The following is an 18,429-nucleotide window of genomic DNA, read 5'->3' as shown; positions in this document are numbered from 1 at the left end:
CGATCCAGGTCAGGCCGTGCTCGGAGATCAGTGGTGAGTCCAGGTCCGTGCCGGCCGCGTGGATGAACACCACTGCCGCGCGGCGGTCCAACTCGGCCCAGAAGGGGTCGAAGGCGGGATCGCCGAGAGTAATCAGCTCAAATCAGACGACCGCTCAAGGCTGACACGAACCTGCTTGGCCGGGGCTGTCCCCGGTGGCGCGCGCTGCGGCGGTTCAGGTCGGCGGTCCCGTCCGGTGGACGGCCGTGGCGGCGGCCCGGATGATGCGTGCGAGGTCCTCGTTGGTGCGAGTCTGGTCGCGGTCGGCGATGGCGTCGTAGGTCTCGAACGAGGTCAGTTGCCAGATCACGTCGACCGTCGCGTCGTCGGGGGTGTCGGTGAACCGGCGGAGCAGTTCGGTCAGGGCGGTGCGGCGCATCTCGTCGCGGCGGCGCAGCAGGCGCTCCAGGTCTTGGTCGAGGACGGCCATCCCGCGGAGTCTGCGCAGGACCGTCCGGTCGCTCGCCCAGAAGTGGCAGAACGTCCCGGCGAACGCGGCGAGGGCCTCGTCCGCGTCGGGTGCGGTGAAGGCGTCCGCCAAATCCATGCCCGCCCGGTCGGCGAGCGCGTCGAACAGCGCCTCCAGCAGGCCGGACTTGGATCCGAAGGCGTTGTAGACGCTCTGGCGTGACACGTCGGCCGCTTTGGCGACCGCGTCCACCGACAGTCGGGACTGCGCGGCGTCCGCCAGCAGGGCGCGGGTGGCGTCCAGGATCCGTTGCCGGGTCTCCTCGGCGGCGGCCCGGCGTTTGTCGGACCGGTACTCGCGCGGACTCATCCCCTTGACCACTCCTAAATTTGGATTTACTGTCTGTCCAAGTAATTCTAGCAGTACCGGCATCCGATGAGAAGGAGCAGGTTATGAGCATTGAACGGCCCTTGGACGGACGGGTCGCGATCGTCACCGGCGCGAGTCGGGGTATCGGCGCGGCCACCGCCCGCACGCTGCACGAGGCCGGGGCGGCCGTCGTCCTGGCCGCCCGGGACGGCGCCGCGCTGTCGGCGCTCGCGGCCGAGATCGGCGCCGCGGGCGGCCGCGCGCTGGCAGTGCCGACCGACGTGACGGACCCGGACGACGTCGAACGGCTCGTCCACCGAGCGGTCGGGGAGTTCGGGCGGCTGGACGCCGCGGTCAACAACGCGGCCGGGGGCGGTCACCCGCCCACGCCGCTGGCCGACGTCGCCGTCGCCGACTTCGACAGCGCGCTGACGGTCAACCTGCGCGGCGTCTTCCTGTGCATGAAGCACCAGATCCCCGCCATGCTCGACGGCGGCGGAGGCGCGATCGTGAACATGTCCTCCACGGCGGGACTGCAGGCGGTCGGCGGCCTGGCCGGCTACGTGTCGAGCAAGTTCGGCCTCATCGGGCTGACCCGGTCGGCGGCACTGGACTACGCCGAGACCGGGGTACGGATCAACGCGCTGGCCCCCGGACCGATCCACACCGAGCAGCTCGAGCGCGCCGGGGAACAGGCGCGGGAGGCGGCTGGACGGGCGATGCCCATGCGGCGGATCGGACGCCCCGGGGAGGTCGCGGAAGCGGCGGTGTGGCTGTGCTCGGACGCGGCGTCGTTCGTCACCGGCGTCACCCTCCCCATCGACGGCGGCAAGCTCGCCGGTAACGCCCCCTTCGGCCGCCGGCCTGAGCCGACCCCCGGACGCCCGTCCTGATGGAAGAGGCATACCGGGCTCTGAACTGTTGAGGGAAAGTCGCCGGCGTCCTGCGGTGCCGCGTTCCCGCTCGCAATCTGGTCCGCCGTCGCCTACGGGCGGCTGCGGCTCCTCGGGGTGACGGCTCCCGGGCCGGTGATCGCGCTGGCGGGCGGGGTGATGTCGGCGGTGGCGATGGCACTGTGCGGTGTGCTCGGATGGGCGGCGTCCCGCGCGGGCTCCCTGCAGAGCCCCGTGCTCGCCCGCACCCTGGCCGACCTGATGTTCGCGGCCGGAGGCCCTGCCCACGTGGTGGCGTTCGGACTGCTCCTCGCCGGCGTCGCGGTTCCGGCACTGCTCGTACGACTCGTGCCTACCGGGTTCGCCTGGTCCGGAATTGTGCTGGCCGCCGTTGCCGTCCTGGGAACGTTCGCGCTTCTGGACGACTCGCTGGGGATCGTGCTGCCCATCGCGCGGTTCGGTGGGCTGATCTGGCTGATCGCGGCGAGCGTGCTGCTGCCTCGCGAGCGTCCGAGAAGGAACCGGCCGCAGCCGATGGGGCCGCCCGGCGCCGAGCCCGTCCGAAGTGTCAAGGGATTCCTGGCGGCCGGAGGATGGCGACCGCGGATTCGGTGAAGTCGACGATCTCGGCGATGCGTAGCTCGGCCCGGCCGGACGTGTTCATCGGGTGGGCCGGCCTTCATCCGGGGCGCGGAGCAAGCTCGGACCTGGGCCGATCCGAGGTTTCGCCGAGTTGCCGGACGGCGAGTCGGGCGGCGGCGACGCCCACCTCAGCGAGCAATCCGGGTGCGGCGGACTGGTCCGTGGCCACGGCGAGGTCGCCGCCGCGGCGGACGGCCGGACGGTCACGCCATGTCGTCCCAGGCAGATCCAGGGCTCCGGTGCAGTGCGCGCGCAGGGCGCTGCGGCGCCACTCCACCGCTGCGCGCCAACCGGGCCAGGCCTGGTCGAGGAGGCGCTGTACCCGGTGTTCGGAGTCGCTTTTCCGTTCGCCGGGGGCGCACGCTGCGGAGATCTGGACGAGGTCATGCCCGGCAGGCGCCAAGGTGGAGTCGGCAAGGCTGTAGCGGGCGGCGTAGATCCGGTCATCGAGGTCCATGACCCGGAACCAGTCGGGGCCGCCGTCGGCCCGCAGGCCCAGGTCGATGGTCGCCACGCGGGCGCTGGGCCAGATGAGCGATGCGTCGCCGCTGAGCCGGCGTGCCGTGGCGAGGCTGGTGGCCACGATCGTCGGACCCGCGGGCAGCGCGGACATCCGCCTCCGGGCGCGTATCCGTACACCGAGGTCGGCGGCTCGCTCGGCGAGCACATCCACCAGGGTGGACCACCCGCCGGCCACGTACCGGGCGCCGCCGGCGAGCGACCGGCGAAGGCCCTGCCGGACGAACGCGGTGGAAAGCCGTCCCGGGTCGTGGTCGAAGGTGAAGATGAACGCCAAACCGATGATGGCTTCGGCCGTCTCGATGTCGACGTGCCGGAACAGCCAGGCACGGAACGTCTCCTGTACCGGCGCCTCGTCGGGCAGCGCGGCGATGGCGTTGCCGAGTTCGGCGGGCCACGGGCGCAACCGGCCTGCCACCTGGACGAGGTCGGGACGGCGCGGCGCCTCGACGATGGGCGGTGTAAGACCGCGGCGCTCCAGCCACGCCCACCAGGGCCCGTCCACATACATCGCGTGGGGACCGTCGTTGGCCCGGAAGGGCGCCGCCAGCGAGCGTGCCCGCCCGCCCGGCCGCGAGTGCGCCTCGACGAGGGTCACCCGGCGACCACGCTCGGCGGCCTCGATGGCGGCGGTGAGCCCGGTGACGCCCGCCCCCACGATCATCAGTTCTGCTTCCACTGGACACGCCTCTCCGTACGGTGTTCACCCCTCTGGAAAGTTGCAGGGAACCTTTGGAAGGTTCCGCATAACTTTCCTGGTGTGGATCCGGAGAACGTCGCGGCCGCTCAGCAGGGGGACGCGCTCGCACTGGACGGGCTTCTCGACGAGCTGGCCCCCTATGTCCGCCGGCTGTGCGCGCGGATCGCCCCTGCGACGGCCGACGACGCGACACAGGAGGCTCTGCTGGCGATCTTCCAGGGCCTGCCCTCGCTGCGCGCCCCCGAGGCGATCATGACCTGGGTCCGGTCGGTCACCGTCCGGACGGCCATCCGGCTCGCCCGCCGGCACGACCTCGAGGTCGCCACGGAGGAAACGGTCATGAACCGTCCGGCCCCTTCCCTCGAAGGGCTGGTCGACATCGACGACGCCCTGGCACGCCTGCCGGTTCCCCAGCGCGCCGTGCTGGTCCTGCGCACCCGAGAGGGGCTCAGCGAACAAGAGATCGCCACCACCTTGGGGATCCCGGCGGGCACAGTGAAGTCCCGGTTGCATCGAGCCCGGGCCGCGTTCCGGGAGGAGTGGGAAGCGTGAACGACCCCGCGGCGATGCCTGGTATCGACCCGATCGACCGGCTGGCCGTCCTCGCGGCCGCCCTGCCCGGCGCCGCCGTCCGGCAGCGCCGTATCGCCGCCTCCTTCGAGGCCGTGTGGCGGGTCATCGCGGACCTGGAACACACCCTTCCCCACTACGAACCCGGTGTCGCCGGCGTCCGCGTCATCGAACGGAGCGGGGAGAATCTGCGGCTACTGGTGCGGCACGCTTCTGACCGTGAGGACACGATGGACGCCCGGCTCCGGCCGGGATGGTGCCTCATGCAGTCCGACACGGTCGTCGTCGCCTTCGCCGCCCGTCGCCAAGGCGGCCGAACCCTCCTGGCGCATCTGGAACACCGGCGCACGCAGCCTGCGGAGCCCCACGCGACCGAGCCGTGCCCCGCCGCCCTCGCGAAGATCGACCAGGAACTCCGAACGATCGAAAAGCTCGCCACCTCATGAAGAGCGTCGAGTCGTTTATTCGATGCGTTACTGCACGTCCCGTGATGGGCTGCGTCGATGAGCAAGCCGTCCCTGCGTGACCGTATCGAGCAGTACTACGCCACCGTGCCGCTGCTGTTCGCCGAAGCCGAGACGTTCGGCCCCCTATGCCTTTTCGTACGGAAGAATGCGGGTGCCCCGTACTACGGCGGCCCGAGCCACGCCCGCCCCACCTCGGCAGGCGGCCACGTGTCACCCTCTGCCGCCGACATCGACCTGGTGCGCGCCCGCCAGCGCGAGCTCGGCGTGCCGGAGGCTTTCGAGTGGCTCGCCGAAGTCACGCCATCGCTGCGCGGCCGCATCGAGGCAGCGGGGCTGCCGGTGGCTGAACGCCCGCTGATGATCCTCGACCCACTCCATCAGCTGCCCCCGCAGCCCCTTCCAGCCGGCGTCACGATCCGGGCCGTGGACGCTGACGACCCCGCCCTGCCCGAGGTAATGGCTCTCCCCGAGCTGGCGTTTGCGGACGAGGGCACGGAGGTGGGTTCGGCGGGCCATGCGGAGCTGGCGGCAGTGGCCGAAGAACTCAGCGCGGACGGTGCAGCCGCGACGGTCCGCGCCTCGCTCCGCGCCGGCCACAAGGTGCTCGTCGCCGCGTTCGCCCCGGACGGCACCCCGCTTGCCGCGGGCCACTATCACCCGGTGAACGGCACCACCGAGATCGGCGGAGTCGGCACCCTCCCCGCCGCTCGCCGCCAGGGGCTCGGCGCTGCCGTCACGGCGGCCCTGGCCGCCCATGCTCGCGAGCACGGCGTGGCAACCGTCTTCCTCGCCTACGCCGAGGAGGCCGTCGCGCGGATATACGCCCGACTGGGCTTCCGGCCGGCCGGCACCACCCTGCTGATCGCCAACCAGCCGGCCCGCGGTCAGTAGGTCAGGGGGCTGGGAACAGAGCGTCAGCCATTGCGCCTGGCTGCGGTGGGGCCCACGGCAACCGACATCACTGCAGCTCAGGGCTGGGTTCTGGCGCGGGGCTCGATGAGTTCGCAGGGAAGGGGCGGGAAGAGGATGCGGTTCACTGCAGCGGATCGGCCGCTTCTGGCGACGCTGCTGCACCGGTTGCGTCTCGTGGCGTTGCGGCGGATTCGGTTGCTGGTACGGCCGACACGGTCTTGCGCTGGCACCGCGACCAGGTCACCGGCAGGCACGCTGCGCGCTCGAAACACAAACGTCCGGGCCGTCCACCGACCGTCCGTTCCATCCGGCCGCTGGTACTTCGCCTGGTGCGGGAGAACCTGAACTGGGGCTACCACCGGTTGCACCCTGAGTTGCTTGTGCTCGGTGTCAAGGTGGCCGCCTCCACCGTCTGGGAGATTCTCAAGGACGCAGGCATCGACCCCGGCGCCCAAGCGTGCCTCCACTACCTGGCCGAGGCGCGGCTGGCGTGTGACTTCTTGGAGACGGTGACCCTCACCGGCGCCCGAATGTACGTGCTGGCGTTCATCGAGCATCACACCCGCCGGATCCGGCTTCTGGGCGCCACCGCCCCACCCGAACGCAGCGTGGGTGACCCAGGCGGCCCGGAACCTGGTCCTGGACCTTGAGGACGCCGGCTGCCGGGCACGGTCCCTGATCCGCGACCGCGATGGCAAGTTCCCTGACCTGTTCGACGCCGTCCTGGCCGATGCCGGCATCTGGGTGCAGACCTGCCGCCGTGAGCTCTTGGACCGCACGTTGATCTGGAACCAGCGGCACCTGCTCCACGCGCTCCGCGAGTTCGAGGCCTTCTACAACGAGCATCGCCCGCATCAGGGCATCGCCAACGCCCGCCCGTTGAAGCCGCTGCCTCCACCGATCACGGAACCAGACGAGATCGCCCACCTGAACATCCGGAAACAGCCCCAAGAGGCCGAGCACGCCCAAGACCGAAAGTCAGCTTCCCGTCCGTCGAGGTGACCCCCAGCGTTCCCTCGGTCGTGGGAGATGGAGGATAGGTACGGGGGTGACCAGTCGGATATGAGACCGGGGGGCATGCGGGTGAACTGGACGCCACGGGTGTAGCGCGGTGGCTTGCTACTAACGAGTACGTTAGCGGATGATCTTGCTTGGATCGGTCTTGGGTGGGCTGATGCGGCGGCTTGGTGAGCACCGAACGCTGGTCTTTGAGTGGGGGCTCAGCCGAGTTTGGGGGTGGCGCGGTCGATGATGGGGGACAGGTCCAGGCCCGCCGGGAGGGTGCCGAAGGCGGTGCCCCAGTCGCCGGCCAGGCGGGTCGCGCAGAAGGCGTCGGCGACGGCCGGGTGGCCGTGCCGGACCAGCAGGGACGCCTGCAGCGTGAGGGCCATGCGCTCGACGATGCGGCGGGCGCGCAGCTCGATGGTCTCCAGGTCGGCGAGGGACGTCTTCACCTCGCGGACGGCCGCGTCCAGGCGAGGGTCGGCCCCGGCGGCGCGGTCTACTTCGGTGAAGAACGCCTCAACGGTCTGCGGCTCCTTCGCCATGGCCCGCAGGACGTCCAGCGCCGCCACGTTGCCTGAGCCCTCCCAGATGGAGTTGAGGGGGGACTCGCGGAACAGGCGGGGCATGCCGGAGTCTTCGACGTAGCCGTTGCCGCCCAGGCATTCGAGGGACTCGGCGGCGTGCGTCGGCCAGCGCTTGCAGATCCAGTACTTGCTGATGGCGAGGGCGAGGCGCTTGAAGGCGGTCTCGGAGGCGTCGCCGCGCACGGAGCGGTCGGTGGCGCCCGCGAGGCGCAGCATCGTGGTCGTGGCGGCCTCGGACTCGATCGCCAGGTCGGCGAGGACGTTGCGCATCAGCGGCTGGTCGATCAGGTACTTGCCGAACGCCTTGCGGTGCGCGGCGTGGTGCGCGGCGGTCGTGACGCCGTACCGCATTCCGGCCGCCGCGCCGATCACGCAGTCGAGCCGGGTCATGTTGACCATCTCGATGATGGTGCGGACCCCACGGCCCTCGTCACCGACCCGCCAGGCGACCGCGTTCTCGTACTCCACCTCGGAGGACGCGTTGGACTTGTTGCCGAGCTTGTCCTTCAGGCGCATCAGGCGGAGCGGGTTGAGGGTGCCGTCCGGGAGGACGCGGGGGACGAGGAAGCAGGTCAGGCCCTCTGGTGCTTGGGCCAGGGTGAGGAACACGTCGCACATCGGGGCGCTGGTGAACCACTTGTGGCCGACGAGGCGGTAGGTGCCGTCGGGCTGGGGTGCGGCCTGGGTCGTGTTGGCGCGGACGTCCGAGCCACCCTGCTTCTCCGTCATCGACATGCCGGCGAGTAGGGCGTTCTTGGTGAGTGGGGCGCGCAGGCCGTAGTCGTACTCGGGTTTGGCGAGGAGCGGCTCGTATTGGGCGGCCAGTTCGGGGGACTGGCGCAGGGCGGGGACGGCCGCGTACGTCATTGAGATGGGGCAGCCGTGACCTGCGTCGACGCGCCAGGTGTAGAACTTCGCGGCGCGGGCCACGTGGGCGCCCTCGCGAGGGTCGGCCCAGGCGGAGCCGTGCAGGCCGTGCGTCACCGCGACGGTCATCAGTTCGTGCCACGCCGGGTGGAACTCGACCTCGTCGATCCGGTGCCCGTAGCGGTCGTGCGTGCGCAGGACGGGCGGGTTCTCGTTCGCGAGGCGGCCCCAGTCCTGGGCCTCCTCGGTGCCCGTGAGGCGGCCCAGTTCGCGCACCTCGGGCTCGGCCCAGCCCGCGCCCTCGCGCGCCAGCCCGTCCAGCAGGACGGCCTCGTCGGCGACGTCGTGCCCGGTGAGCGGGGGAACCTGATTGACCACCTCGTGCGTCACCCTGCCGCCTTCCCACGTCCGCTGCGTTGCCCCGCAGGATACAGAACCTCGTTCGGGCAAGGGATGATCATGCCTGGACCTGGGCCGGACGTCCATCCTCCTGAAGTGGTGGGACGATCTCGTCCCCCCGGCGGATTGTCGGGCTCCGGCGGGGGCATACCTTCGAAATATGAGTCAGTCCACCCCGCAGCCTGAGCGGTCCTGCCACGGCCGTCCGCCGGCCCGGCGGCAGGACGCCCACCCCGTGCCCGACCCCGTCGACATCACGACCGCACCGGATACCGTCCGGGCGTCCGACGCCGAGCGGGAGGCCGTCGTCGAGCGGCTGCGGATCGCCTCCGTGGAGGGACGGCTCACCTTCGAGGAGCTGACCGAGCGCACGGAGGCCGCCTACGCGGCCGTGAGCCGCGGCGACCTGGAGCACATCACCGCCGACCTGCCCGGCATGGGCGCCCCCGGCGCCAACCCCGCGCCCGTCCAGACCAAGCGCAGGTTCAGCGCCGTCATGGGCGACTGCAAGGAGCGCATCGCCGGCCGCATCGACGGGCCCCTGGAGGCCGTGTCGGTGATGGGCGACGTCGAGCTCGACCTGCGCGGCGCGCAGGTGACGACCGGCGAGGTCCTCATCACGGCGACCGCCGTCATGGGCGACGTCAAGATCATCGTCCCGGACGGGGTCAGCGTCGAGCTGTCCGGCCACAACTTCCTCGGCGACCGGAAGGTCAACGTCCGCGACCCCCATCCCGGCGCCCGCGTCCCCGTCGTCCGGGTCAACGCGACCGCCGTGATGGGCGACATCAAGATCGTCGACGACGAGCACCACGCGCCCGTCCGCCGCGCCATCGCCGAGTGGTGGCGCGACCGCAAGTAGCGGTCAGCGGCTGTCGTCGCCGCGCTCGGCCTCCTCGACGCCGGCCTCGTCCGGCGCAAGCGTGTCCGGGTGCTCGTACCGGACGCCGGGCGTGCCCGTGCCGCTCGTCTCCTCACCGTCGCGCTCAATAGGCCGAGCGGAGCTCGTCGATTGATCGGTGGTGGGTGGAGGCTGGCGGACGGTGCGGCCGCGGCCGTCGGAGCGCTCGTTGACCGGGGCGAACTCGCGGTCGTGTGTCTCTTCGGGCTCGTGGCCGAGATCCTCGCGCTTCATGGCACCCCGCATACCCGGCCGCCGGGACACGAATCGGCGCCTCGTTGAGTTGCGGCGTGTTGTTCTTATGCGTAACCGCACAACAACAACATGCCGCAAGTGAACGCGCTAGACGGCGGTGGCGGTGCGGGGCGTCTCGCACGCCTCTTCGTAGCGGTGGACGATCAGGTCTGCCACCTCTGGGGCGGCGCCTAGGGCGGGGGAGACCGTGGACGCGCCGGCGGCCTGGGTTTCCTTGCGGACCTTGTCGGTGAAGTAGCCCGGTGCCAGGAAGTAGGACGCCACCGCGACGCGGGGGGCGCCCGCCTCCAGCAGGGCCGACACGGCCTCGCCCGGTTTCGGGCCGGTCGCCGACGCGTACGCCGGGACGGCGTCCCACCAGCCGCGCGACCGCCACTCGCGGGCGAGGCGGGCGATCGTGGCGTTGGCGGACGCGTCGCTGGAGCCCGCCGAGACCAGGACGACCGCCGTGTCCGGGTCGCCGGGTTCGACGCCCGCGTCCGACAGGCGGCGTTCCAGGGCCTTCATGAGGAGCGGGTGCGGGCCGAGGGTGCCCGCAGTGCGCATGTGCAGGCGGGGGTGGCGGGCGCGCACCCGGTTCAGGACGCCCGGGAGGTCCGTTTTGCTGTGGTAGGCCGCGGTGAGGAGGAGGGGGAGCACGACCGCATCGGTCAGGCCGGCCAGCACCTGGTCGGGGGCCGGCGGGCCGTGGTCGAGGAAGGCGGCGTGCACGGGCACGCCGGGGCGGCGTGCCCGGACGGCGTCCAGGAGGGCGGCGACGGTCGCGGCGGCGCGCGGGTCCCGGCTCCCGTGCGCCACCGCCACGACGGGAACGCTCACAGGTGGATGCCGCATTCGGTCTTGCCCAGCCCGGCCCACCGGCCGCTGCGCGGGTCCTCGCCGGGCGCGACCGGGCGGGTGCACGGCTCGCAGCCGATCGAGGGGTAGCCGTCGTAGTGCAGCGGGTTGACGATGACCCCGTTGTCCTCGATGTAGTTGTCCATGTCGTCCTGGGTCCAGTCCAGGATCGGGTTGACCTTGACCATGCCGCGCCGGCGGTCCCACTCGACGACCTTCCGGTCGCGGCGGCTCGCGGTCTCGTCCCGGCGGATGCCGCTGAACCAGGCCATGTAGCCCTCCAGCGCGCGGCCGAGCGGCTCCACCTTGCGCAGGTGGCAGCACAGGTCCGGGTTGCGGCCGTGCAGCCGGGGGCCGAGCGCGGCCTCCTGCTCCTCGACCGTCCGGGACGGGGTGACGTTGATGACGTTCACCGGGTAGACGGCCTCGACCGCGTCCCGGGTGCCGATCGTCTCGGCGAAGTGGTAGCCGGTGTCGACGAACAGCACGTCGATGCCGGGCTTCACCTTCGACACCAGGTGGATCAGCGCCGCGTCCGACATGGACGAGGTGAGGCAGATCCGGTCGCCGAACGTGGCGGCGGCCCAGCGGATGACCTCCAGCGTGGGCGCGCCCTCCAGCGCGGCGGAGGCCGATTCGACGATGTCTTCGAGGTCAAGGGTAGGTCTGTCGGTCTCCAGAAGAGTCACCGAGGGATCTCCTTGCTCGCGGTGTGGGGAGCTCCGACACCGAGGAATTTCAACGTGAAGGATCGGAGGCAGTCGGGGCAGAACCAGGAACCGTGCTCTTCGCGCGGTTCCAGGTTCTCCTCGCCGCAGTACGGGCAGTAGAACGGCGCCATGCGCTCGCTCACTTGAGGTCGGCCTCCTCGGCGCGCTGCACCCAGTCGGCGAAGACCTCGCCCTCGGTGCGCTGCTCGTCGAACTTCCGGACGACCCGCTCGACGTAGTCGGTCAGCCCGGACGAGGTGGTCTTCAGCCCGCGGACCTTCTTGCCGAACGAGGCGCCGAGCCGCCCGCCGAGGTGGACCTGGAAGCCCTCCACCTGGTCGCCGTTCTCGTCCACGACCAGCTGGCCCTTGAGGCCGATGTCGGCGACCTGGACGCGGGCGCAGCTATTCGGGCAGCCGTTGATGTTGACGGTCAGCGGCTGGTCGAAGTCGGGGAGCCGCTTCTCCAGCTCGTCCATCAGGTCCATGGCGCGCTGCTTGGTGTCGACGATCGCGAGCTTGCAGTACTCGATGCCGGTGCACGCCATCATGTGCCGCCGGAACGTGGACGGGCGGGCGTGCAGGTCGTGCTCGGCGAGCGCCTCGACGAGCGCCTCGGTGTTCTCCTCCGGCACGTCCAGGATGATCATCTTCTGTTCGAGCGTCGTGCGGACGCGGCCCGAGCCGTAGCGGTCGGCCAGCTCGCCGATGACGCCGAGCAGCTCGCCGTTCAGCCGGCCCACGCGGGGCGCGAACCCGACGTAGAAGTTCCCGCCCTGCTGCGGGTGGACGCCGAGGTGGTCGCGGTGGACGTCCGGGGCGGCCGGCTCCGGGCCGTCCGGCAGCGCGTACCCGAGGTAATCCTTCTCCAGCACCTCGCGGAACTTCTCCGCGCCCCAGTCCTTCATCAGGAACTTCAGCCGGGCGCGGCTGCGCAGCCGCCGGTACCCGTAGTCGCGGAAGATCGAGGTGACGCCGTGCCACACCTCGTGGGCCTGCTCGGGCTTGACGAACACGCCGAGGCTCTTGGAGAACATCGGGTTGGTGGACAGGCCGCCGCCGACGAACAGCTGGTAGCCGGTCTCGCCCTGCTCGTTCACCACGCCGACGAACGCGATGTCGTTGATCTCGTGGACGGTGCAGTGCGAGGTGCAGCCCGACAGCGCCGTCTTGTACTTGCGCGGCAGGTTGGAGAACTCGGGGGAGCCGATGTAGCGGTCGTGGATCTCGCGGAGCTGCGGCGTCGAGTCGATCACCTCGTCGGCGGCGATCCCGGCCAGCGGGCAGCCGATGATCGTGCGCGGCACGTCGCCACACGCCTCGGTGGTGTGCAGCCCGACGGCGGCGAGCGCGTCCCAGATCGCGGGGACGTCCTCGATGCCGACCCAGTGCAGCTGGATGTTGTGCCGGTTGGTGATGTCGGCGGTGCCGCGCGCGTAGTTGCGGGAGATGTCGGCGATCGTGCGCAGCTGCGGACCGCTGAGCTGGCCGCCGTCGATGCGGATCCGCATCATGAAGTAGCGGTCCTCGAGCTCCTCGTCCGACAGCGCGCCGGTCCGGCCGCCGTCGATGCCGGGCCGCCGCTGGGTGTACAGGCCCATCCAGCGGAACCGGCCGCGCAGGTCGGACGGGTCGATCGAGTCGAACCCGCCCTTGGAGTAGACGTCGATGATGCGGCGGCGGACGTTCAGCCCGTCGTCGTTCTTCTTGTTCTCCTCGGTGGCGTTCAGGGGTTCGCGGTAGCCGAGGGCCCACTGGCCCTCGCCCTTCTTGCGCTTGATCGCGGGTGGCACGGCGCGCGTCCTCATCTGTTGGTCGTGAGGGACGCGTAGCGCACCGGCAGTCCTGGACGGCCGGCTCAACGCTGAGCAGGGTCAAGTCAAAGGCGACACCGATGCACCACGCGCCCGCTGAGCAGGGGGCGTGGTCGGGGCGTCACCGACAGATCGCGCTGCGGACGCGCTGGAAGTCCACGTGGCGGCGCTTGGCCAGCAACGGGTCCGCGGCAGTCATACTCGAACTCTGACACGACGTCTCGCGCACTGTCCAGTTACGTCCGGCATGCGGACGCGTGATATGCGTCATCCCTGCCGCCGCCAGTTCACCGGCGGCTCGGCGTTCGCGCCGGTCGGACGGCCGGAGCGGCGCCGCTCCTCCGGCGTGGCGGGCGGCGGGAGATGCTGGCAGTCGCACCAGGATCCGCCGCGGCACTCCTCGTGGCGGCGCTCTCGGCAGGACGCGCAGATCATGCCTCCATTGTCACCCATGGAGGCAAACGCACGCTGTGATGATCATGGTCCGGGCGACGTTCCGATCCGTCCAACCGGGTATGGGCACAGGGATGGGCGGGGGAGCGGCCCCGGGGCGCGACGATCCGGCGGGGGAGGCGATCGGCACGCGACTCGCGGAGCGGACCACTGAAATGGGCGGTGCGGCATGTTCCGGGCGCGTAACGCTCTACCGTGGGGCGGTGTGACGACCGTCTCCGACGCCGAGGGCGTCCCCTCGGCCGGGGACTCCGACTCCGAACGGGACCCGCGCGGCCCCCGCTCGCGGTTGCCCCGCCGGCTGCTCGCGCGCACCCGGTCGGCCGCGCGCACCGCGGCCGGGGTCTGCTGGCTGCTGGTCAAGGGCACCGCGGTCGGCGCGTTCCGCTACCGGGTGACCGGCCTGGCGGCCGAGGCCGCGTTCTTCGCGCTGCTGTCGCTGCCGCCGCTCGTGATCGGGCTGATCGGCACGATGGGCCACCTGCGCGGCCTGTTCGGCGCCGACACCGTGCAGGAGGTCCGCACCTGGGCGATCGAGCAGGCGGGGACGGTGCTGACCGGCCCGGCGGTCGACTCCGTCGTCATCCCGCTGATCGACGACGTGATCCGGGGCGGCAGCCCCGACATCGTGTCCGTCAGCTTCCTGCTCTCGCTGTGGGCGGGGTCGCGGGCGACGAACGTCTACGTCGACACGATCACCATCGCCTACGGGCTGTCCGGTGTCCGCGGGGTGATCCGCACCCGGACGCGCGCCTTCGTGCTGTACCTCATCGGGCTGCTGGTCATGCTGGTCGTCATCCCGATGCTGGTGGCCGGGCCGGCGCTGGTGCGGCAGGCGCTGCCGGAGAGCGCCGAGGCCGTCCAGGCGCTGTACTGGCCGGTCGTGGTGAGCCTGTCGATCGTCTTCCTCGCGCTGCTCTACCACGTGAGCGTCCCGGTGCGGACGTCCTGGTGGCGCGAGGTGCCCGGCGCCGTGCTGGCGCTGCTGATCTGGATCATCGGGAGCGCCGGCCTGCGGCTCTACCTGGCCGGATCGCTGAGCGGCGTGTCGGTGTACGGGTCGCTCGCCGCCGCGATCGCGGTGCTCGCTTGGCTGTACGTGGCGGCGCTCGCGGTGCTGATCGGGGCCGCGCTGAACGCCGAGATCGACCGGCGGTGGCCGTCCGGCGACACCGCCCGTGCGCGCGCCGTGCGGGAGAAGCAGGGCGACCAGGTGCCGCGTGACCTGGGGGCGACGGGTAAAAACAAACCCGAATCCGGCTCTGAATAGGTCAAACATGTCGTAACCTCGCGTGTCATGACCCCCCGTGAGGAGCCGCGCCGGCTGCGCACCGTGACCGGCACGATCGCGACGTCGGACATCACCGGGCCGGTGCTCTCCCACGAGCACCTGCAGATGGACCTGCGCTGGCCGGCCCGTCCCCAGCTGGTCGGCTCCGACCCCGGCCGCTGGCTGGACGAGGAGAAGTCCGTCCAGCGGGAGCTGTCCACGCTGCGCAAGGAGCACGGCCTCGGCCTCGTCGTCGACCTGACGTGCTCGGGCATGGGCCGCAACGCCGCCGCGCTCGCCCGGATCAGCGCCGGCGCCCGGGTGGCCGTGGTCGCCGGGACGGGCGTGTTCACCGAGCCGTTCCACCCGGCGTTCGTCCGGGAGACCCTGGCCGCCGGGACGGGACCCGAGGGGCCCACGGGCGTCGAGCGGCTCGCGGAGCGGCTGCTCGCCGAGGTCGGCTTCGGCATGGACGGCACCAACTGCCTGCCGGGCGTCATCGGCGAGATCGGCACCTGGGGCGAGGCGCCGACCGAGACCGAGGAGCTGTGCCTGCGCGCCGCCGCGCGGGCGGCCCGCTACTCCGGCCTGTCCGTCGCGACCTACGGCCGGGCGGGCCTCGCCCAGCTGGAGATCCTCACCGCCGCCGGGCTGTCCCCGGACCGGGTCGCGGTCGGCCAGCAGGACCGGGTGGACGACCCCGGCCAGCACCGCAAGATCGCCGAGACGGGCGGCTACGTGTCGTTCGGCACGCTCGGCCTCGCCGGCGAGGACCGGGCCGCCGTCGGCCGCCGCGTCCGCTGCGTGCTGGACCTGCTGGAGGCCGGGCACGCCGACCGGGTGCTGCTCAGCGCCGGCGTCTCCCGGATGGCGCAGATCGGCCGCTACGGCGGCGCCGGCTTCGGGTACCTCTTCGAGACGTTCCTGCCCGCGCTGCGCGCCGCGGGCGCCGATGACGGCACCCTGGACGCGATCCTGCGCGACAACCCGCTGAGGTGGCTCACGGGGGCGTGAGTGGGTAGGGGGACCCCGGAAGGGGGTGTTCCCCATGTCCCGGAACAGATCCGCGCGGGAGGACTTCCAGCAGGCGGAGACCGTCCGGCTTCCTTACACCGACCGCGCCGAGGCGGGCCGTGTGCTCGCCGAGCGCCTCGTCCCCCTGGGGCTTGAGGGGGCGGTCGTCCTCGCGCTGCCGCGCGGCGGCGTCCCCGTCGGCTACGAGATCGCGAAGCGGCTCGGCTCGCCGCTCGACGTCCTGGTGACCCGCAAGATCGGGTATCCGCCGCAGCCCGAGCTCGGCGTCGGGGCGATCGCCGAGGGCGGCTCCCCGGTGTTCGATGGCGAGCTGCTGGCCCGGCTCGGGCTCCGCGAGGACGAGCTGGCCGGCACGGTCGCGGCAGAACGCGCCGAACTGGACCGCCGCGTGGCGGCCTACCGGCACGGCCGCGCGCTGCCCGAGGTCGCCGGGCGCCCGGTGGTCGTGGTGGACGACGGGCTGGCGACCGGCGGCACCGCCGCGCGGGCGCGGGCCGTCCCGGCTGGTGCTGGCGGTGCCGGTGGGCGCCGCGGAGACCGTCCGCGCGCTGGCGGACGAGGTGGACGACATGGTCGTCCCGGCGGCGCCGTGGGAGTTCCGCGCCGTCGGCCAGTGGTACCGCGACTTCGACCAGCTGACCGACGCCGACGTGACCGCCTGGCTGGAGCGGGCCGGCCGCGCCGCGGGCGGGGGCCCGTTGTGAGCCGGCGCACAAGAATGGCACGTGCGAATTTCGATGAATGGGTCACATCGCGCGGTCGTTTGCGCTAAAGGCATCTCGGGAGGAATGTCGTGGTGCGATGTAACCCCGCTGTGATGCAGATGTGACCGCGCGCCCTGACCCGGCCGGGCGGGGCCGGGCCCGGGCAACGCAAACGGCCCCGCGGGGCGGGGCCGTGTCGTTTTCTGGTGGCGTGCCGGGGATCGGACTGGGAGCGTTTCGGCGGCCTTCGTACTCGCTTAGGCGGCGTTGGCGCGGCGCATCCGGCGACGGCGCTCGGACGCGCGCTCGTCCTCGTTCAGACCGCCCCACGTGCCGTACTTCTCGGGCCTGGAGACCGCGTAGTCCAGGCACTCCGTGCGGACCGGGCAGCCCATGCAGATCTGCTTGGCCTTGCGCTCGCGGATCTCGCGCTCGGGCTGGCGCTCGCCGTCGGGACCGAAGAAGAGGACGAGGTCTTCCCCCCGGCACGCCGCGGCGTCCTGCCAGCCCCAACTGGGACGAGGGAGGTTTGCCTGCCGACGTACCTGAGCCATGGAACACCCACCTTGATTGGTTTCGAACAAAATCGGGACATGGACGCTCGACGTACTTCGAGTGACATGAGTCAGAAGCGCCGAATGTTCCAACGTCTGGAGTTGCCGCTCTGTTCCCCGTCCGGTCACTCCGGAAACCTGGGGACGTGCGACAGGGAGACCCTCGAATGGGGCCTCATGGAGATTACACGAGGGCGGCCTCGTTGAGAAGGGTGAGTTCCCTAACAACATGGGTTCGCAGGTTCTCCCCGCAGTCCGGGCCGCAGGGATCGGACTGCTCGACCGCCTCCACGGTCACCCGGTAACGGCTCTGCCGCGCGAGAACGACCGCTTCGTACCGGGATGTCCCGGTGACCGATTCCACCGTCACCTCGTCCACCCCGAGGACGCCGGTGTGCGCCCGGGCGAAATGCTCCGCCGCCTGCGCCGGCTCCGGGATGCCGGCCCGCCCGCGCAGCCGGTCGAGGACGACCTCGCCCCGCAGGTAGGCGTCCACCGCTCGCACGGCCTCGGTCTCGCCGAGGTCGCCATAGGAGAAGCCGTGGGGAAGACACACCAAATTCGCCGCAAATCGGTCGCCACCGACATGGGTGGTTTCCCATACGAGGGGATCGAAACGCGCGGCGAGGCCGCGGGCCAGCGGCGCACCGGTCCGGGCGCAGCAGGCGTTGTGCCGCCCGTGCGTGCAGACCAGCAGCACCGGCTCGGCCACCGGCTCGCCGAGACCGGGCGACCGGCCGGCGGCGAGCGCGGCCAGGTCGAGCGCGGCCAGCTCCGCCGGGTCGGCCAGCTCGCGCCCCTCCAGCCGGACCTCGCCGCCGCGCGAGTACGCGGCGTAGACCTGGATCGGCGGGGTGCCGCGGCGGCGCCCCGGCCGCCGGATGAGCTGCGGCCGGACGCCCGCCTTCTTCGCCGCGCGCACCGTGCCGGCCACCGGGTCGGAGGCGGGCAGGCCGGTGACGTTCTCCGGCCAGGGGCCGGGGTGCTCGACGAGAAGCCAGGCGCGCGCCTTCGTGGTCGCGGTCGCCAGGCACGGCCGCTCGCCCGTGTGGCTGCCAAGGCAGTGCCCGCAGCCCTTACCGCGCGTCAAGTGATCCCCCCGGTCGATCTTCAATCGATTAGGTAAGGGTAACCTAACGGCCCCTCGTCAAACCAGGAGGGGTGTTCAACCAGGGGTGACAGAGGCCACAAGCACGGGGTCTCAGTGCAGGGCCGCGCGGGGCAGGAGCGCCTCGGCGGCGGGCAGTGCGGCCGCCCGGTCGGCGGCGACGAGCCCGATCCGGGTGCGGCGGTCCAGCAGGTCGCCCGCGTCGAGGGCGCCCTCGTGCCGCACGGCCCAGGCCAGCTCCGCCCCGGTCACGGGCAGGTTCGGCAGCACGGGCTCCAGCAGGGCCGGGTCCTCCCCGCCCAGCGCGGCCAGCAGCGGCGCCTCGGTCCCGTACCGGTGGACGAGGCGGGACGGCGCGTCGAGAGCGTCCAGCCTCGTCCACCGGTACGGGACCTGTCTCTTATACCCACGTCC

At 71.6% G+C, this 18,429-nt stretch carries 23 protein-coding genes and 1 pseudogene; 12 read left to right on the top strand and 12 right to left on the bottom strand.

Annotation, left to right across the window (positions count from 1 at the left end; genetic code table 11):
• Positions 1-214: 214 nt before the first annotated feature.
• Positions 215-817, bottom strand: coding sequence for a TetR/AcrR family transcriptional regulator (locus HUX53_RS05670; RefSeq protein WP_176402114.1), 603 nt, complete (start codon positions 815-817; stop codon positions 215-217).
• 83 nt (positions 818-900) lie between these two features.
• On the opposite strand from HUX53_RS05670, the gene HUX53_RS05665 reads away from it, so the two are divergent.
• The gene (locus HUX53_RS05665; RefSeq protein ID WP_176402113.1) at positions 901-1,710 is read left to right on the top strand and encodes an SDR family NAD(P)-dependent oxidoreductase; all 810 of its coding nucleotides are present in this window, start codon (positions 901-903) and stop codon (positions 1,708-1,710) included.
• Between the two features lie 117 nt (positions 1,711-1,827).
• Positions 1,828-2,325, top strand: a complete 498-nt coding sequence (locus tag HUX53_RS05660; RefSeq protein ID WP_217919115.1) for a hypothetical protein — start codon at positions 1,828-1,830, stop codon at positions 2,323-2,325.
• A gap of 64 nt (positions 2,326-2,389) precedes the next feature.
• Here HUX53_RS05660 and HUX53_RS05655 read toward each other — a convergent pair whose 3' ends face one another.
• Positions 2,390-3,550 carry an FAD-dependent oxidoreductase gene (locus HUX53_RS05655; RefSeq protein ID WP_176402112.1) on the bottom strand — a complete coding sequence of 387 codons (1,161 nt, stop codon included), beginning with the start codon at positions 3,548-3,550 and terminating at the stop codon, positions 2,390-2,392.
• Positions 3,551-3,631: 81 nt separating this feature from the next.
• Between HUX53_RS05655 and HUX53_RS05650 the strand changes: the two genes are divergently transcribed.
• The 5 genes from HUX53_RS05650 (at position 3,632) to HUX53_RS05635 (ending at position 6,522) form a co-directional block, all read left to right on the top strand.
• Positions 3,632-4,123, top strand: a complete 492-nt coding sequence (locus HUX53_RS05650; RefSeq protein ID WP_176402111.1) for an RNA polymerase sigma factor — start codon at positions 3,632-3,634, stop codon at positions 4,121-4,123.
• Entirely contained in the window at positions 4,120-4,587 is a 468-nt protein-coding gene (locus tag HUX53_RS05645) for an SRPBCC family protein (protein WP_176402110.1), read from the top strand. The genes HUX53_RS05650 and HUX53_RS05645 overlap by 4 nt, the downstream gene beginning before the upstream one ends.
• Positions 4,588-4,644: 57 nt before the next feature.
• Positions 4,645-5,499, top strand: coding sequence for a GNAT family N-acetyltransferase (locus tag HUX53_RS05640; protein WP_176402109.1), 855 nt, complete (start codon positions 4,645-4,647; stop codon positions 5,497-5,499).
• A 350-nt stretch (positions 5,500-5,849) separates the two neighbouring features.
• On the top strand, positions 5,850-6,170 hold the full coding sequence (locus tag HUX53_RS39915; protein ID WP_217919114.1) for a hypothetical protein: 321 nt from the start codon (positions 5,850-5,852) through the stop codon (positions 6,168-6,170).
• Positions 6,133-6,522, top strand: a complete 390-nt coding sequence (locus HUX53_RS05635) for a transposase (RefSeq protein ID WP_217919113.1) — start codon at positions 6,133-6,135, stop codon at positions 6,520-6,522. The genes HUX53_RS39915 and HUX53_RS05635 overlap by 38 nt, the downstream gene beginning before the upstream one ends.
• 218 nt (positions 6,523-6,740) lie before the next feature.
• On the opposite strand, the gene HUX53_RS05630 is transcribed toward HUX53_RS05635, so the two are convergent.
• Complete coding sequence (locus tag HUX53_RS05630; RefSeq protein ID WP_309237067.1) at positions 6,741-8,366, bottom strand: acyl-CoA dehydrogenase family protein; 1,626 nt, start codon at positions 8,364-8,366, stop codon at positions 6,741-6,743.
• A 169-nt stretch (positions 8,367-8,535) separates the two neighbouring features.
• Here HUX53_RS05630 and HUX53_RS05625 point away from each other — a divergent pair, with 169 nt between their 5' ends.
• Positions 8,536-9,237 carry a DUF1707 domain-containing protein gene (locus tag HUX53_RS05625; protein ID WP_176402107.1) on the top strand — a complete coding sequence of 234 codons (702 nt, stop codon included), beginning with the start codon at positions 8,536-8,538 and terminating at the stop codon, positions 9,235-9,237.
• Between the two features lie 3 nt (positions 9,238-9,240).
• Here the strand turns inward: HUX53_RS05625 and HUX53_RS05620 are convergent, their stop codons facing one another.
• The 6 genes from HUX53_RS05620 to HUX53_RS05595 form a co-directional block, all read right to left on the bottom strand.
• The gene (locus tag HUX53_RS05620; protein WP_176402106.1) at positions 9,241-9,510 is read right to left on the bottom strand and encodes a hypothetical protein; all 270 of its coding nucleotides are present in this window, start codon (positions 9,508-9,510) and stop codon (positions 9,241-9,243) included.
• A gap of 108 nt (positions 9,511-9,618) precedes the next feature.
• Entirely contained in the window at positions 9,619-10,365 is a 747-nt protein-coding gene (locus HUX53_RS05615) for a sirohydrochlorin chelatase (RefSeq protein WP_176402105.1), read from the bottom strand.
• Positions 10,347-11,057: a phosphoadenylyl-sulfate reductase gene (locus HUX53_RS05610; RefSeq protein ID WP_176402104.1), complete on the bottom strand. Its 711-nt coding sequence runs from the start codon at positions 11,055-11,057 to the stop codon at positions 10,347-10,349. The genes HUX53_RS05615 and HUX53_RS05610 overlap by 19 nt, the downstream gene beginning before the upstream one ends.
• Positions 11,054-11,221 (bottom strand): Insertion element protein, encoded by a 168-nt coding sequence (locus tag HUX53_RS05605; protein ID WP_176402103.1) that lies wholly within the window; start codon positions 11,219-11,221, stop codon positions 11,054-11,056. Before HUX53_RS05605 ends, HUX53_RS05610 begins: the two co-directional genes overlap by 4 nt.
• Positions 11,218-12,870: a nitrite/sulfite reductase gene (locus tag HUX53_RS05600; RefSeq protein WP_309237066.1), complete on the bottom strand. Its 1,653-nt coding sequence runs from the start codon at positions 12,868-12,870 to the stop codon at positions 11,218-11,220. Before HUX53_RS05600 ends, HUX53_RS05605 begins: the two co-directional genes overlap by 4 nt.
• A gap of 288 nt (positions 12,871-13,158) precedes the next feature.
• Positions 13,159-13,344, bottom strand: a complete 186-nt coding sequence (locus tag HUX53_RS05595) for a hypothetical protein (protein ID WP_176402101.1) — start codon at positions 13,342-13,344, stop codon at positions 13,159-13,161.
• Positions 13,345-13,549: 205 nt separating this feature from the next.
• Here HUX53_RS05595 and HUX53_RS05590 point away from each other — a divergent pair, with 205 nt between their 5' ends.
• The 4 genes and pseudogenes from HUX53_RS05590 to HUX53_RS40745 all read left to right on the top strand — a co-directional run bounded on the left by HUX53_RS05590 (position 13,550) and on the right by HUX53_RS40745 (position 16,353).
• Positions 13,550-14,614 (top strand): YihY/virulence factor BrkB family protein, encoded by a 1,065-nt coding sequence (locus HUX53_RS05590; RefSeq protein ID WP_309237065.1) that lies wholly within the window; start codon positions 13,550-13,552, stop codon positions 14,612-14,614.
• Between the two features lie 27 nt (positions 14,615-14,641).
• The gene (locus HUX53_RS05585; RefSeq protein WP_176402099.1) at positions 14,642-15,628 is read left to right on the top strand and encodes a phosphotriesterase; all 987 of its coding nucleotides are present in this window, start codon (positions 14,642-14,644) and stop codon (positions 15,626-15,628) included.
• 34 nt (positions 15,629-15,662) lie between these two features.
• Positions 15,663-16,067, top strand: a pseudogene (locus HUX53_RS40750) (phosphoribosyltransferase); the annotation flags it as partial.
• 151 nt (positions 16,068-16,218) lie between these two features.
• A complete protein-coding gene (locus HUX53_RS40745) occupies positions 16,219-16,353 on the top strand; it encodes a hypothetical protein (protein WP_255204961.1) in 135 nt (44 codons plus the stop codon).
• A 257-nt stretch (positions 16,354-16,610) separates the two neighbouring features.
• Here the strand turns inward: HUX53_RS40745 and HUX53_RS05575 are convergent, their stop codons facing one another.
• From HUX53_RS05575 to HUX53_RS05565, 3 genes are all read right to left on the bottom strand, one after another.
• Complete coding sequence (locus HUX53_RS05575) at positions 16,611-16,907, bottom strand: WhiB family transcriptional regulator (protein ID WP_021600082.1); 297 nt, start codon at positions 16,905-16,907, stop codon at positions 16,611-16,613.
• A gap of 184 nt (positions 16,908-17,091) precedes the next feature.
• The gene (locus tag HUX53_RS05570; RefSeq protein WP_176402098.1) at positions 17,092-17,997 is read right to left on the bottom strand and encodes a sucrase ferredoxin; all 906 of its coding nucleotides are present in this window, start codon (positions 17,995-17,997) and stop codon (positions 17,092-17,094) included.
• Between the two features lie 111 nt (positions 17,998-18,108).
• Positions 18,109-18,429 (bottom strand): glycerol-3-phosphate dehydrogenase C-terminal domain-containing protein (locus HUX53_RS05565; protein WP_303623147.1); only part of this gene is annotated, 321 nt, incomplete at its 5' end.

This window comes from Actinomadura sp. BRA 177 (genome assembly GCF_013372625.1).
Lineage (GTDB): Bacteria > Actinomycetota > Actinomycetes > Streptosporangiales > Streptosporangiaceae > Spirillospora.
Note: the sequence above shows the minus strand (reverse complement) of the source record. Positions and strands in the feature narration are given on the sequence as shown.